This window comes from Gelria sp. Kuro-4, assembly GCF_019668485.1.
Lineage (GTDB): Bacteria > Bacillota > DTU030 > DUMP01 > DUMP01 > DUMP01.
This window is the reverse complement of record NZ_AP024619.1, coordinates 756,618-771,268: the sequence shown is the minus strand read 5'-3', so window position 1 is coordinate 771,268 and position 14,651 is coordinate 756,618. Positions and strand designations below refer to the sequence as shown.

12 protein-coding genes are annotated in these 14,651 nt (G+C 66.2%); 3 read left to right on the top strand and 9 right to left on the bottom strand.

Annotated features, from left to right (window positions below):
- Positions 1-114: 114 nt before the first annotated feature.
- Both K5554_RS03930 and K5554_RS03925 read right to left on the bottom strand, forming a co-directional pair.
- Positions 115-1,227 carry a mannose-1-phosphate guanylyltransferase gene (locus K5554_RS03930; RefSeq protein ID WP_221039842.1) on the bottom strand — a complete coding sequence of 371 codons (1,113 nt, stop codon included), beginning with the start codon at positions 1,225-1,227 and terminating at the stop codon, positions 115-117.
- A 327-nt stretch (positions 1,228-1,554) separates the two neighbouring features.
- Positions 1,555-1,902: a cupin domain-containing protein gene (locus tag K5554_RS03925; protein ID WP_221039841.1), complete on the bottom strand. Its 348-nt coding sequence runs from the start codon at positions 1,900-1,902 to the stop codon at positions 1,555-1,557.
- Between the two features lie 336 nt (positions 1,903-2,238).
- Between K5554_RS03925 and K5554_RS03920 the strand changes: the two genes are divergently transcribed.
- The 3 genes from K5554_RS03920 (at position 2,239) to K5554_RS03910 (ending at position 5,579) form a co-directional block, all read left to right on the top strand.
- Positions 2,239-3,267 carry an aldo/keto reductase gene (locus K5554_RS03920; protein ID WP_255565494.1) on the top strand — a complete coding sequence of 343 codons (1,029 nt, stop codon included), beginning with the start codon at positions 2,239-2,241 and terminating at the stop codon, positions 3,265-3,267.
- Positions 3,268-3,339: 72 nt separating this feature from the next.
- On the top strand, positions 3,340-4,524 hold the full coding sequence (locus K5554_RS03915; RefSeq protein ID WP_221039840.1) for a glycosyltransferase family 4 protein: 1,185 nt from the start codon (positions 3,340-3,342) through the stop codon (positions 4,522-4,524).
- Positions 4,525-4,526: 2 nt separating this feature from the next.
- Positions 4,527-5,579 carry a glycosyltransferase gene (locus K5554_RS03910; RefSeq protein WP_221039839.1) on the top strand — a complete coding sequence of 351 codons (1,053 nt, stop codon included), beginning with the start codon at positions 4,527-4,529 and terminating at the stop codon, positions 5,577-5,579.
- Between the two features lie 91 nt (positions 5,580-5,670).
- On the opposite strand, the gene K5554_RS03905 is transcribed toward K5554_RS03910, so the two are convergent.
- The 7 genes from K5554_RS03905 to K5554_RS03875 form a co-directional block, all read right to left on the bottom strand.
- Positions 5,671-7,104 (bottom strand): S-layer homology domain-containing protein, encoded by a 1,434-nt coding sequence (locus tag K5554_RS03905; RefSeq protein ID WP_221039838.1) that lies wholly within the window; start codon positions 7,102-7,104, stop codon positions 5,671-5,673.
- Positions 7,105-7,140: 36 nt separating this feature from the next.
- Positions 7,141-7,725: a YIP1 family protein gene (locus K5554_RS03900; protein WP_221039837.1), complete on the bottom strand. Its 585-nt coding sequence runs from the start codon at positions 7,723-7,725 to the stop codon at positions 7,141-7,143.
- A gap of 15 nt (positions 7,726-7,740) precedes the next feature.
- Positions 7,741-8,661: a signal peptide peptidase SppA gene (gene sppA / locus K5554_RS03895; protein WP_221039836.1), complete on the bottom strand. Its 921-nt coding sequence runs from the start codon at positions 8,659-8,661 to the stop codon at positions 7,741-7,743.
- A gap of 127 nt (positions 8,662-8,788) precedes the next feature.
- On the bottom strand, positions 8,789-9,754 hold the full coding sequence (locus tag K5554_RS03890; RefSeq protein ID WP_221039835.1) for a transposase: 966 nt from the start codon (positions 9,752-9,754) through the stop codon (positions 8,789-8,791).
- A 169-nt stretch (positions 9,755-9,923) separates the two neighbouring features.
- The gene (locus K5554_RS03885; RefSeq protein ID WP_221039834.1) at positions 9,924-11,243 is read right to left on the bottom strand and encodes a serine dehydratase subunit alpha family protein; all 1,320 of its coding nucleotides are present in this window, start codon (positions 11,241-11,243) and stop codon (positions 9,924-9,926) included.
- Positions 11,244-11,470: 227 nt separating this feature from the next.
- Positions 11,471-12,985 (bottom strand): sigma-54-dependent Fis family transcriptional regulator, encoded by a 1,515-nt coding sequence (locus K5554_RS03880; RefSeq protein ID WP_221039833.1) that lies wholly within the window; start codon positions 12,983-12,985, stop codon positions 11,471-11,473.
- 54 nt (positions 12,986-13,039) lie between these two features.
- Positions 13,040-14,641, bottom strand: a complete 1,602-nt coding sequence (locus K5554_RS03875; RefSeq protein ID WP_221039832.1) for a CTP synthase — start codon at positions 14,639-14,641, stop codon at positions 13,040-13,042.
- Between the last annotated feature and the right edge of the window lie 10 nt (positions 14,642-14,651).

The window sequence follows — 14,651 nt, the reverse complement described above, 5'->3', positions numbered from 1 at the left end:
TTTCTTACCTAACGGCGTAATGGTAACCGGCAGCTTGTACTTCACCTTCTTACCCCCTTGGTCCCGAGGCTTTTTCCGGCCGCCTCTCCTGCGTATCCCGCTTGCAGGCCGGGGCTATAGGTACGCCGTGCGGTGGTCGCGGCGGAGCTGCTCGAGGACGGATTTTAAGTTCTGCTCCTGGCCGCGGCGGCAGATGAGGAGGGCGTCGTCGGTATCGACGATGATGAGGTCCTCCACGCCCAGGGCGGCCACCAGGCGGCCGTTCCCGGAGACCACGCAGCGCTTGGAGCCGAGCAGGATGGGCTCCTGGACCGCGGCAGCGCCGTGGGCGGCGGGGGCGTTTACGATGGTGACGTTTTCGTCGGCGTCGGCGGTAAGGAGGCGCGCCAGGGCGGACCAGGTGCCCACGTCGTCCCAGCCGAAGTCGCCGGGGATCACGTACACGTTGTCGGCCTTCTCCATGACGCCGTAGTCGATGGAGATGCGCGGCAGGGAATGGAAGGTTGCGGCCAGGGCCTCGGCCGGCCCGCCGCAAGCGGCGGTGAGGGTGGGCAGGGCGGCGGCCACCTCGGGCAGGTGGCGCTGGAAGGCCTCGCGCAGGGTGGAGAGGCGCCAGACGAACATGCCGCTGTTCCAAAGATAACCGCCTTCCTTGAGGAAGGCTTCGGCGGCGGCGCGGTCTGGCTTTTCGGTGAAGCGCTGGACGCGGTAGACGAAGTGGCGGCCGCTCCAGGGCACCTTCTCACCGCACTTGATGTAGCCGTAGCCGGTCTCGGGCCGGCTGGGGCTCATGCCGATGGTGACGAGCACGGGTTCGGCGGCAGCCAGGGCGAAGGCTCCGGCCAGGATTTGGCGGAAGAGGTCCGGCTTGGTGATAAGGTGGTCGGCCGGGAGCACGGCCAGCACCGCGTCCTCGCCGGGATAGCGGTGCGCCAGGTAGGCCGCGGTGAGGGCGATACAGGGGGCCGTGTCGCGGCCCTCGGGTTCAAGGATGATGTTTTCGCGGGGGAGGTCCGGCAGCTGCTCGGCCACGCGCGCGGCGTACTGGGCGCCGGTGACCACGTAGATGTCCTCCGGGCCGAGGAGCGGCGCAAGGCGCCCTACCGTTTCCTGCAGCATGGTTTTCTCGCTGATAAGAGGGAGAAACTGTTTAGGACAGCTCTGGCGGCTGAGGGGCCAGAAGCGCTCGCCCCGGCCGCCGGCCATAATGGCAGCGACTTGGCGCAAAGGCACCACCTCCAAACGGGATAGTCGACCTGCCTTGTTTCCGAACCATCAGGGGTTTTTGAAGCAGCTGCAACGCTTGAAACAGGCCAACGACTCAGCGTTAGCTGAGGAGGCTGTGGGGAGCGAAGCGGCTTTAAGGCGAGCGGCTGAGAGCCTACAGCGAGGCGAACGCTCGAAGGCGGGGGCCGAGCACAGGACGTGCGAGGCGGCCGCTTGAGGGCCGGATGCCTGAATCGGCCGGAACCCCGCCGAAGAGCGGAGCCGGGCATAAGGCTCTCCGCGAGTCTTCAGGAGCGAGCGGGAATCCCCACAGCCGCGCAACCTTGCTTAGACCGCTCGGGGCGGGTCGAGCGTGCGGCCGTAGGCGTCCTCCACACGCACCACATCCTCCACCTGCGGGGTGGAAACTTCGAACACGGTGACGTCGCTTGAGGCGATGATGCGGTGGATGGTGCCGGGCTCGATGGTGACGGCCAGACCCGGCTCGATCTCTTTGGTTTCAGCGCCGAGGATAAGGGTGCCGCTGCCGGCGGCGAAGTACATGCTCTCGAGTTTCTCCTTGTGGTACTGGAGCGACAGGCGCTGGCCGGCTTTTACCTGGAGGATTTTGGCGACGTAAGCCGGCGTCTGGGCCCACCAGAGTTCACGGCCCCAGGGTTTTTCCACTGTGCGCATTCCGACGGCCCCTCCTCTCTTAATTTCAATCTTACCGTAATCTCCCTGTTCCAGCAAGTACAGCATGGCCTGCATGCAACTGGTAAGCCGGCGATGAGTTGCCTTCTCCGGCAACTAGTCACAAGATTTGGCCTTCTCACTTTTGCTAAGAGCGGATTGCTCCCTTGCACGAGGCGTGCCAACATTTGCCCCGCGCGGACTGCTTTCGCTAGAATAGTAACAAAAGGTAACGTACCGCAGGGATACGTTGCTTTCAGGGAGTTAAATGTCCCGCTGATATTTTTTCTTCGGCGGTAGCAAAATATGCGAAGCCACATCTTCTAAGGGGGAAACAAGATGCTGCCTGAGCGGCGCCTGGGCCGCACCGGACTTAAGGTGCGGTCCCTGGGGCTGGGCGGGATTCCGGTGCGCGACCGGGACTGGGACACAGCGCTCCAGGTGGTTAAGCTGGCGCTCGACCGCGGTATTAACTTTATCGATACGGCGCGCGGCTACGGCGACAGCGAGGCCAAGATCGGCGCGGCGCTGGCGGGCCGTCGCAGCGAGGTGTACCTGGCCAGCAAAACGCCGGCGCGCTCTGCCGCCGGCGCGCGGCGCGACCTCATGACCAGCCTGCGGGAGCTGAAAACGGACTACCTGGACCTTTACCAGCTGCACGGCGTGGACGAGGAAGAGGACCTGACGCGCTGCCTGGCGCCGGGCGGGGCGCTGGAGGCGCTCCGGGAGGCGCGGCGGGAAGGGCGGGTGCGCTTTATCGGCATCACGGGACACAACCCGCGCCTTTTGCGCACGGCGCTTAAAACCGGGGAGTTCGATACGGTGATGGTCCCGGTGAATATCCTGGACCGTTTCATTTTCCGGGCCGAGGAAACGCTGCTGCCGCTGGCGCGGGAACTGGACGTGGGCGTGATCGCCATGAAGCCCTTGGGCGGCGGGGTGATCAAGGAGCCGCCGCTGGCGCTGCGCTACACTTTAAGCCAGGCCGTGGACATCGCCATCCCGGGGATGGGCTCGGCGGCGGAGGTGGAAGAGAACGTGCGGCTGGCGGGCAGCTTTGAGCCGCTGACGCCGGCGGAGTATGAAGGGCTGGTGCGGGAGGTGAAGGCGCTGGGGCGCGAGGTGTGCCGCCAGTGCGGGTACTGCCTCCCCTGCCCGGAGGGGATCGACATCCGTGAGGTGTTCCGCCTGGAAGGGATGTACGACCGCTACGAAAGAAAGCGCGAGGCGCAGGCGCTCTACCGGGAGCTTAAGGTACTGCCGGAGGCGTGCGTGCGCTGCGGCACCTGCGAGCGGCGCTGCCCCTACGACCTTCCCATCCGCGACAAGCTGGTGCGGGCGGCCGCCAAGCTGGGCGGCGGGACATAGGAACCCATACTGCAGCATACGGTTAATTCCGTTGGGAAATGACCAAAATATGACTCATGGAGGTGAAGTTGTATGGCACAATTGCAGGCCGCTTTTGTAAGCACGTTCCCGCCCCGCAAGTGCGGGCTGGCCACTTTTACCGCAGATCTTATGCAGGCCATTGCCGGGCTGGGGGTGTGGCCCGAGCCGCAGGCGGTGGCCATTACCCACGCCGATAACCAACTGGAGTACGACCACCGGGTGCGCTTTGAGATTATCCAAGAAGAAGAGTCGTCCTACGCGGCGGCGGCCAACTGGCTGAACCGCACGCCGGTGGATGTGGTGATGATTGAACATGAGTACGGGATTTTCGGCGGGACGAACGGGGCCTATGTGCTGACGCTCCTTAAGCACCTTAAGAAGCCGGCGCTGGTGACGCTGCACACGGTGCTGCCGCGGCCCGACCGGGCGCGGGCGGACATTATCCGGGCGCTGGCGGCAGGGAGCGAAGGCCTGGTGGTGCTGGCCCACAAGGGGCGCGACCTCCTGGTACGCCGCTACGGCATCCCGGGCGAGAAGATCCACATGATCCGCCACGGCGTGCCGGCGGCGCCGGCGGCCACGGCGGAGGAGCTCAAGGAAAAGTACGGGCTGGCCGGGCGCACGGTGATCTCTACCTTCGGGCTGCTGCACCCGGGCAAGGGGATCGAGTACGTGCTGGAGGCGCTGCCGGGGGTGGTGCGCCGGCACCCGGAGGCCGTCTACCTCATCCTGGGGCAGACGCACCCGGAGGTAAAGAAGCACTCCGGGGAGGCGTACCGCGAGTACCTGCACGGTAAGGTGGACGGGCTGGGGCTCGCGGAGCACGTGCGCTTTGTGAACCACTACCTGTCGCAGGAAGAGCTGATGGAGTACCTGAAGCTCACGGACATTTACATTACGCCCTACCTCGACCCGGAGCAGATCTCCAGCGGACCGCTGGCCTACGCGGTGGCGCTGGGGAAGGCGGTAATCGCCACGCCGTACCTGTGCGCGCGGGAGCTTTTGGCGCGCGGGCGGGGAATCCTGGTGCCGTTTCAGAACAGCACGGCCATCGGGACCGAGCTGGCCGGGCTGCTCGCCGACCCGGCGCGGCGGGCCGAGCTCGCCGAGCGGGCGGGCGCCTTTGGGGAGACGCTCAGCTGGCGGGCCGTGGCTCAAAGTTACGTAGAGCTTATGGAACAAGCGGCGCTGCAGGCGGCAGCCGAGCGCCGCGCGCCGATGGGAGTTGGGAGGTAAACATGGAGTATCCGGAGCTTACGCTGGCGCACATGGTGCGCCTCACCGACGATACAGGAATCATTCAGCACGCCAAGTACCACCTGCCGAACCGCGCCACCGGCTACACCACCGACGACAACGCGCGGGCGCTGCTTACGGCGGTGGAGGCGTACCAGGCCACGGGAAACGAGGAGGCACTGCAGCTGGCGGAGGTGTACCTGGCGTTTCTCCACTACGCCCAGCTGCCCAGCGGACGCTTCCACAACTTTATGCACTACGACCGCACCTGGGCCGACAAGGTGGGGTCGCAGGACGCCTTCGGCCGCGCCGTGTGGGCGCTGGGCGGCACGGCCGCGGCCCTGCCCGGCAAGGGCGGCGGGGCGCTGGCGCGGGAGCTCTTCCTGCGGGCGCTGCCCTGGACGGTGCGCCTGAAGGCCCTGCGGGCGCAGGCCTTTTCCCTGCTGGGGCTGGTGGAGTACCTGGGCGCGTACGCCGAGCCGCCGGTGAAAAGCGCGGCGGCCACGCTGGCCCAAAAGCTGGTCGCCGCCTACCACCGGGAAGCGAGCCAGGATTGGGCCTGGTTTGAAGACCGGCTCACCTACTCCAACGGCGTCCTGCCGGGAGCGCTCCTCGCGGCGTACCGGCGCCTGGGAGGCCACGAGCTTCTCGAGGTGGGCGAGCGCGCGCTGGCCTTTCTCACCGACGTCCTCTGGCGCGGGCACTACTTTAAGCTGGTAGGCTGCCACGGGTGGTACATCAAGGGCGGCGAACCGGCCGCCTGGGACGAGCAGCCGGAAGACGCCGGCTGCCTGGTGCTGGCCTACAGCGAAGCCTACCGGGCCACCGGCAGCGCCATGTACAAGAAACGCGCCGAGGCCGCCTTCGAGTGGTTCCTGGGCCGCAACGCCCGCGGTGAACCCCTCTACGACCCCGCCACCGGCGGCTGCCACGACGGCCTCACCGCCACGGGCGTCAACGCCAACCAGGGCGCCGAGTCCCTCCTGGCCTTCCTCCTCTCCGGGGTCAGGTATCAACTTCCCGAAGTATTTCTCAAACCTGCGAAACAGGGTTAGGAGGCCGGGATGAGAAAAGAGCTGGGCGGGGTACTCCCCACTCAGCTTTTTTCGCTCAGCTCTTTTTGCAGCGGGACCAAGCCAATTGCCGCTACTTCCCCACAAGGAGCGCATCGAACTGGGCCGGGGTGAGGCCGGGGCGCACCACCAGGCGCGGCACGTCGGTGAGGCCGCCGCCGCGCCGCGCCAGGGCAGGGCGCGTACCAAAGGTGAAGGTGAAGCCGGCCTCGGCCACCAGCCGCCGGGAGAGGGGGTCGCTCACCCCGTAGGGATAAGCGAAGATGTGGGGCGGCGCCCCCAGCTCGCGGGCCAGCTTGTCGCGCGAGGCTGTAAGATCGGCCCTGATGCGCGCGCGGTAGGCGGCTTCGGTCTCCACGGACCGGGTAGTGGGGTTATACAGGCGTGCCACCAGGGCCGGTCGCCTCACGCCCTGGGGGCCGGAGGGCACGTATGCGTGCAGGTCCTCGCTGTGGGAGCCCAGGGTGATGAGGCCCGAGGCGGACAGCCGGCGCAGCTCCGGCCAGGAGAGGCGCTGGAGGCAGCGGGGATCGTAGGGAACGAGCGGCGCGTCCGGCACAGTGCCGGTGATAACATTAATGATGGCGGGAAAGCCGTGCCGCTTGAGCACGGGAAAGGCATAGTGCAGGTTGCTGGCGTAGCCGTCGTCGAAGGTGATGGCCGCCGTGCGGGCCGGCACACTGAGGCGGCCGCTGAGAAACTGCTCCAGTTCGCCGGCGCTCAGGACCTTGTAGCCGAGCAGCGCCAGGCGGTCCATCTGCCAGGCGAATTCCTCGGGGGTGAGGGTGGCGCCGTTTTGGTCCCAGCCGGTGCCCCTGGGAGCCAGGTGGTGGTAAAGGAGAATGGGGATGGCGCTGGCCGCGGAGCCGGGGGTGGGCGCCGGCGCGGGGCGCGGCGGCTGCGGCGCGGGCACGGCGTTAAGCCCGGCACGCGCTGCGGCTTCGGCGCCCAGGAACCGTTCAAAGAACAGCCGCAGCTCCCAGGCGCTAACGGGCCGATCGGGCAGAAAGCGCCCCTCGCCCGTCCCCGCCGCCAGCCCCTTTTCCCAGGCGGAGGCGATGGCGGCGTGCGCCCAGTGCGCCGGTGGCACGTCGGCAAAGGGCAGCGCGGCACCGCGCCGCGCCGGCAGCCCGGGCAGCATGCACGCCGGGGCCGCCGGCAGCCGCCGCGCGGCACTGAGGAGCACTGCCACGGCCTGGGCCCGGGTAACAGCCTCCCCGGGCCGGAACGCTCCCCCGGGAAAGCCGCTCATGACGCCGGCCTGATGCACCTGGGCAACCGCCTCCCGGGCCGGCTCCCCGCTGACGTCAAGGAAGGGGCAGGCGCCGGGCGGTGCCGGTGGCAGCTCGAGTGCGGCGGCCAAGTAACCCGCGAAGTCGGCACGGGTTACGGGCGCGGTGGGAACAGGGGCCGGCCGGAGCCGGGCGGCGGCAGGGCGGCCGAGCAGGGCTTGTCCGAAAAGAAAAAGTACAGCCAGAAGGCAGCACAAGGGGCGGCGCAGGTGCATTCTCTGTAACTCCTTCTCTGGAATACTGGAACAAATTCATAATGTGGGCGGCAGGAGGCCCTTCAGCTGGGGCAGCAGGGCGGCCACACCCAGGACCACGCTCAGGAGCACGGCGGCCAGGACAAGAAGGAAAGGCAGCAGCAAAGCGGCCAGGGCGCGCCAAAAGGAAAAGCGGTAGGTGGCCTGAATGCTGAGGATTTGCAGGACCAGCACCCAGAAGCCCAGGGCGGCGCTGACCAGATAGTAGAACACCGGCGGCGCTGCGCGCATGGCCAGGCCGAAGGGCGCGATGAGTACGCTGGGAGAGGAAGCGAAGGCCAGGGCGGTGAACAGGCCGAGGGCGCGACCGCAGCCCTCGCCGCCGAGAAACGCGGCACTGAGGTGCAGACAAGCAGCATAAAGAAAGAGGCCCAGGAGCCCGAAAACAACGGCCAGGCCCGCGCCCGGCGTGAGAGGAAGCGGCGGCGCGCCGGGTGCCGCGTAGGCGCCGGCTAGAGCGGTGATAAGGATGATGAGTGCGTGGACCACCACAGCCGCGCCCGGACGCGGCTGGGCCGCCAGGGCGCGCAATGTCGCGAAAGGTGCGGTAAGGACGCCGACGAAAAGATCCAGGTAAATCAACACTGCGCCCCCTTTCTACTGCATGGCGGGTGGGACAAAGAGAAGGTAAAGGCCGGCGGGGCCGGGGGCGGCCGGCACGGAGCCTGCGGCAAACGGCAGGCGCAGGGAAGCAGCGCCGGCCAGCTGGTTGAGGAGGCGTTCGATGGGTGTAAGCTTGCCGAACTCGCGCACCTCGTAGTCTTTACCCAGCCCGGCCAGGGCGGCCGCCCGGTCCAGGGCATAGTTGAAGTTGCCCAGCTCATCCACCAGCCCGGCCGTTTTGGCCTGCCGCCCGGTGAAAACGCGGCCGTCGGCGATGGCCCGTACCCGCTCCACGGGCATGTTGCGGCCTTGGGCCACTACGTTTATGAACTGGCCGTAGATGTCGTCGATCATGCTCTGGAAGATGGCCCGCTCCTCCGGGGAAACCGGGCGGACGGAGGAGCCCATATCCTTGTGCGGCCCGCTTTTGAAGGTTTCGTAACTAAAACCGATCTTGCCGTAGAAGTTCTGCATGTTGGTGAGCTGCATGATGACGCCGATGCTGCCGGTAAGGGTGGCCGGTTCGGCGATGATGCGGTCGCTCGTAGCGGCGATCCAGTAGCCGCCGGAGGCGGCCACATCACCCATGGAGGCCACTACCAGCTTGCCTGCTTTGCGCAGGCGCTCGATTTCGTCACCGATCTCCTGGGCGGCGGGGGCGCTGCCGCCCGGGCTGTTGATGCGCAGCACCACGGCCTTAACACCCGGGTCCTCCCGCGCTTCCTTAAGTTGGGCAAGGACGCTGTCCGAGCCGGTGCTGGCGCCGAAGAAGCCCGCTGCGCTCTCCCCGCCGGTGATCACCCCATCCACATAGATAAGCCCCACCGCCCGGGAGCCCACTGCGCGCGCCGCCGGGCGGCCCGCCCGCGGCGCCGTCGCCAGCCCCACCACCAGCGAGGCCAGCACCCCCAGCACCAGCACCACCCCCACGGGGTCAGGTATCAACTTTCCACTGTTATTCTCAGTTCTGCGAAAGGGCCACATCCGCGTCACCCCTCATTTTAGTCGGTTTTTAGTCGGTCCGGTTTCGGCCGCAGCAAACTCAGCCTTCCGACTGCAACCCGGACAAATCCTCGACCTGCCTCTGAATGGCGGCGATGGTGGCGGGCCACTTGCCTTCGCGCTTCACTTCGTCGATGCGGTGCGCCGCGTTGCCTACGTGCGTCGGGCTCTTCGCCAGCATGCACGCCACTTCCCGATAAGAGTAAAGGTAAAGGCGGGTGGCGAGATAAGAGAACACAGCCCGTGCTTCCACATAATCGCGCCAACGCTGCTGACTGCAGAGCTGAGCCGGCGTCAGGCCGTAATGCCAGGCCACGGCGGCGAGGAGGCGGCTCAAGGGCGGACGGTTCTCCGGGTTGAAACGCCCACCGGCCTCCACCGGCGACGCGCTCTGCTCCTCTTCGCGCCGGCCTAGGGCCTGCGCCTGTCTGAGCACGCTCGGTTGCGGCCACTTCGGTTCTTCTTCCACCCGCACCGCCATAAAGCGGCAATAAAGCTGAAGGGCCTTACGCGGGTCCTCCGCAAACCAGCGTAGCACCTTCTCCCGGTCGACCAAGCTCGCTCTCTTCGCTAGCATTTCTGTATGACTACACCACTTATACGCAGCCAGGTTCGGAACAATACCGGCGCGCAAAGGATTCTGGTTAATATACCGGACGGCCTGCAGCAGGTAACTATCCGAATCGATGAGGCGCGCAAAATAGCGTCCTTGGAAGACATGGCCCACGCGCTCGTACTTGCGGTTGAAATACTGCGTGTAGCTGACCTGCAGGCCATGCATGATATGGGAAAGCGGGACTTCCCCGATATGAAAAAGAAAATGCACGTGATTCGGCATTAGGGCATAAGCGAGAATATGAAAGTCAAACCGCTCTTTGTATTCGCCCAGACATTTGAGGTAACGTTCATAGTCGCTGGTAGAAAGGAAGACTTTTTCTTTGTTGTTGCCGCGCGCAGTAACATGATAGTAAGTATTGGGAACGTGAATGCGAGGCTGCCGAGCCACCTTTTCACCAGCCTTCTCGTTTCTCCCCCTTGAACTACGACTTTTCGAGCCATAATTCCTGCTTTTTTGCGGAGTAAAGACGGGTGAAAGGTGCGGCTAATGCAAAAAGCCCCTTTCTTAAGCCACGAATTGGCCTACGAAGGGGCTTTTCTCATTTTTGCAGTTTACTTTAAAAAGTTGATACCTGACCCCGGGTGAGGACGGTGAGGATGGCGGCATCGGCCTGGGCGAGGCCGTGGCTGCTGACGTAACCCAGGTTGCGGATGGTCTCCTCGGGCGTGTCGCCCACAATGCCGTCGTAGCCGTCGACGCCGGCGCCGCCGAGCGCCAGCTCCGCCGCCAGGATAGCCTCGGCGGCCGTGGTGGCGAGTTTGAGGGCACAGCCGTTCTTGCCGCCGTCGCAGAGCATGCCGGCCAGGTTGGCGATGAGGTTTTTAACGGCCGTGCCCACCGCGCCGGCATCGCCCCCCAGCAGCCAGCAGATAGCGGCCGCCGCCCCGGCACCCGCAGCCACGGAGCAGCCGCAAATGGGTGAAAGCCGGCCGGTGAACTCCTTGACGTAGATTGTAACGAGATGGCTCAAGGCCAGGGCGCGCGCCAGCTTTTCGGCACCGGCCCCGGTGCGCTCCGCCACTACGGTAACGGGAACGATGGCCGTGATGCCGTGATTGCCGCTGCCGGCACTCGACATCACCGGGATGGGCAGCCCGCCCATGCGCGCGTCGGCCGCCGCGGCGGTAAGCAGCTTGGCCTGGGTGATCAGGCCGTCCGGCAGTTTGCCCGCTTCCACCAGACTGGCCAGCTGCCGGCCCACCCCCAGTCCCGCACCGGCGGTGAGGCCTTGGTGGGCCGCCTCCCGATTCATTTGGGCGCCCGTCAGCAGAAACTCGATCTCGGCGAAAGGAACCGCGGCGGCAAAGTGCACCAGGTCCGCCAGGGTGAGGCCCGCTAAAGCGGGGGTTCCCACTTCACCGGCAGCCGTGCCTCCTCCTTCCCGCATCTGCGCCGCCTCCGGACGCGTCCCCAGGAGCGCCTCGCCGTCCCGCTCTACGTACACGATGTTGGTGTGGCTCCCTTCAATGACTGCCCGGGCGCTGCCGCCGGCGCTGTACACGCAGGCGTCGACGTACACCCCTGTCCGGGCCGGATCGTAGCTCACTGTGACCGCCCCCGCCGCCACCATGGCTCCGGCCGCGCGCACGGCCTCGGCAGTGGTCGGCGCCAAAACCTCCAGCCCACGCCGCGCCTCGCCGATGAGGGCGCCCAGTGCAGCGGCAATGGGGATCCCCCGCGCCCCCGTCCCAGGAATACCCACGCCCAAGCCGTTCTTATACACTCCCGGGCTCGTTACCAGCCTGATCTTCTGCACCGGGGCACCCAGCGCCTCGCGCGCCCGCGCCACCGCCAGGGCGCAGGCCACCGGTTCCGTGCAGCCGAAGGCAGGCGCCACCTGCTCCTTAAGGAGCGCCACCAGCCGGCCTTGTTCCACCTTGCCTCACCCCTTCGCGGCCCGGCCGCCCGCCCCCTGGCTCCCGCGCTCCAGGGTGGCTGCCGCGGCTTTTCCCTTTTCTTATGCACATTTCTTATGCACATTCCATGCCAGGGCGGTGAGATGCCGCCGGCCGTATACGCCAAGGCGCCTGCTTCGCAGTATTGCGAACCAGGCGCCACTCCTTTTATCACAGCTGAGAATTTTTCGCAGATGTGAGAAGAACTTTAAGAAGTTGATACCTGACCCCGATACTTGTGGAGGCGGCGGTATAAGGTGGCGAGGGAGATGCCGAGGCGGGAGGCGATCTCGGCCTTGGCCTCGGCGGAAGTGCCGTAGGCGGCGAGGTACTGGGAGAGGATCTGGTTCTCGTAGGCGCCCACCAGCTGTTCCAGGCTGCCCTGCGGTAGGGCGGCGGCAGCCACGCCGGCGCCCGCACCTTTTTCCCCGGCTGCGGCCGCCCGGGCGTTTTCGCGGCGCAGGTAGGTGGGCAGGTCCGCCGGCGTGATGCTGCTCCCGGCAGCCACGTTCACCGCGTACTCCACGCAGTTCTCGAGCTCGCGCACGTTGCCCGGCCAGGTGTGGCCGGCGAGGGCCTGCACGGCCGCCGGGCTGAGCTCAAGGAGGGGCCGCTCCAGCAGGTGGCAGTATTTATTAATGAAAAAACGCGTCAGGAAGAGGATGTCACCGTCCCGCTCCCTCAGCGGCGGGATGGCCAGGGGTATTACGTTTAAGCGGTAGTACAGGTCGCTCCTGAAGGAGCGGCTGGCGATGAGTTCCTCCAGGTCCTGGTTGGTGGCGGCGATGATGCGCACATCCACGGCGATGGGGTGCGTCCCCCCCACCCGCTCCACCTGCCGCTCCTGGAGAACGCGCAGGAGCTTGGGTTGCAGGTGCAGCGGCAGGTCGCCGATCTCGTCCAAAAAGAGGGTGCCGCCTTGCGCCAGCTCGAACTTGCCCACCTTGCCGCTCCTTTTGGCGCCGGTAAAGGCGCCGGCCTCGTAGCCGAAGAGTTCGCTCTCCAGCAGGCTCTCCGGGATGGAGGCGCAGTTTACCGCCACAAAGGGGTGCTCCGCCCGCGGGCCGGCGCTGTGGATGGCGCGGGCGAACATCTCCTTGCCGGTGCCGCTTTCGCCGCGGATGAGCACGGTGGAGCTTGAGGCGGCCACGCGGCGCGCCAGCTCCTTGGCGGCCAGGAGGGCCGGGGCCTGCCCCAGGATGTCGTCAAAGCTGATGGGGCTCAGGGAGCTCGAGGAGATGTGGTTTTCCCGCACTTCTTGGTTGCGCCGCGTCTCTTCCAGCAGCGCCTCGGTAAGCAGGAGCTTGCTTTCCAGAAGGCCGGCCATGCGGCTCAAGAAGTTGAGCAGCTGTCCGGCGCCGGCCTTAAGGCGCTCGCGCTGGGCCGGGGTAAAGGCCACCACGCCGATGACGCCCACCACGCGCCCGCGGCAGGAGATGGGCTGGCCCAAGGTGGCGAGTTCGCGGCAGTTTTCGCGCCCCTGGCACCTTTGGCAGAGCTCGCTTGAGCCGGCATCCTCGATAAAGCCGGGGCGGCCGGATTTTAAGATGTGGTCGAAGAGGGAGTCGCGAGCCGCCTGGGCATAAAGCTCCCGCGCATACTGTCCGGTGGCCCCCAGGCGCACATAGGACCGGTCGATGATGCTCACGTCCAGGTCCAGAACGGCGGCGATGGCCTCGGCCACATTCTGGACCGTCTCTTTAATCGCCACAAGTTCCGCCATGCGCTTTACCTCCTCTCCCGGGCGGGCCGCCGGCAGACCAGGCGCCTGACCTGCCTAACCCTTTGCCCCCGTGGCCGCGCGAATGAATTCCCTAAAAAGCGGGTGCGGCCGGTTGGGGCGGGACTTCAGTTCGGGATGAAACTGCGTCCCGACGAACCAGGGGTGGTCGGCCAGCTCGATGATCTCCACCAGCCGCCCGTCGGGGGAGGTGCCGGCCACCTTCAGGCCGCGGGCCTCCAGCTCCGCCCGGTAGGCGTTGTTGAACTCATAGCGGTGGCGGTGCCGCTCCTGCACCACGGACGCACCATAGGCCGCGTGGGCGTGCGTGCCCGGCACCAGGTGGCAGGGGTAGGCCCCCAGGCGCATGGTGCCGCCCTTGGTGGTGATGCCTTTCTGCTCCGGCAGGAGGTCGATCACGGGGTACGGGCTGGCTTCATCGAACTCGGAGCTGTTGGCGCCCGCCCAGTCCAGCACGTCCCGCGCAAACTCCACCACCGCCAGCTGCATCCCGAGGCACAGGCCCAGGTAGGGAACGCGGTGCTCGCGGGCGTAACGCGCCGCCAGGATCTTGCCCTGCGTGCCGCGGTCGCCAAAACCGCCCGGCACCACCACTCCCTGCGCCCCCGCCAGGAGCTCCTCCGGGTCGCCCTCTTCCAAGTCCTCGGCGTTGAGCCAGCGGATGTCCACCCCCACGTCGTTGGCGATGCCGGCATGGTGCAGGGCCTCGGCCACGCTCAGGTAGGCGTCGTGCAGGGCCACGTACTTGCCCACCAGGGCCACGGTGACGCGCCCCGAGGGGTGCTTGGCGCGGCGCACCAGTTCCTCCCACTCGCCCAGGTCGCGCGGGCCGCACTCCAGGTGCAGCCGCTCCACTACAATGTCGTCCAGTCCTTCCTGGGCGAGGACGAGCGGGATCTCGTACAGGCAGTCCACGTCCCGGTTTTCAATAACGGCGCGTTTTTCCGTGTCGCAAAAGAGGGCGATCTTTTCGCGCACCCCGTCGGAAAGCGGCCGGTGCGTACGGCAGACGATGATGTCCGGCTGAATGCCGATGCTGCGCAGTTCCTTGACGCTGTGCTGGGTGGGCTTGGTCTTGAGCTCGCCCGAGGCCTCGATGTAAGGAACCAGAGTGACGTGGATGTAGAGTACGTCGTCGCGCCCCACGTCGCTTTTCATCTGGCGGATGGCCTCGAGAAAGGGCAGGCTCTCAATGTCGCCCACGGTGCCGCCGATTTCGGCGATTACAACATCGGCACCGCTCTCCTGGGCGAGCCGGTGCAGGCGATCCTTGATCTCATTGGTGATGTGCGGGATAACCTGGACGGTCCCGCCGAGGAAATCGCCGCGCCGCTCTTTTTGGATGACGGTGCCGTAAACAGTGCCGGTGGTGACGTTGCTCTGCCGGGTAAGATTGCGGTCGATGAAGCGCTCGTAATGTCCGAGGTCCAGGTCCGTTTCCGCCCCGTCCTCGAGGACGAAGACCTCACCGTGCTGGTAGGGGCTCATGGTGCCCGGGTCCACGTTGATGTAAGGGTCAAATTTCTGCAGGGTCACCTTCACCCCGCGGCTTTTCAGCAGACGCCCGAGGGAGGCGGCGGTTATCCCTTTGCCCAGGGACGAAACCACGCCGCCGGTTACAAATACAAATTTCGCCACAATTCGCCCT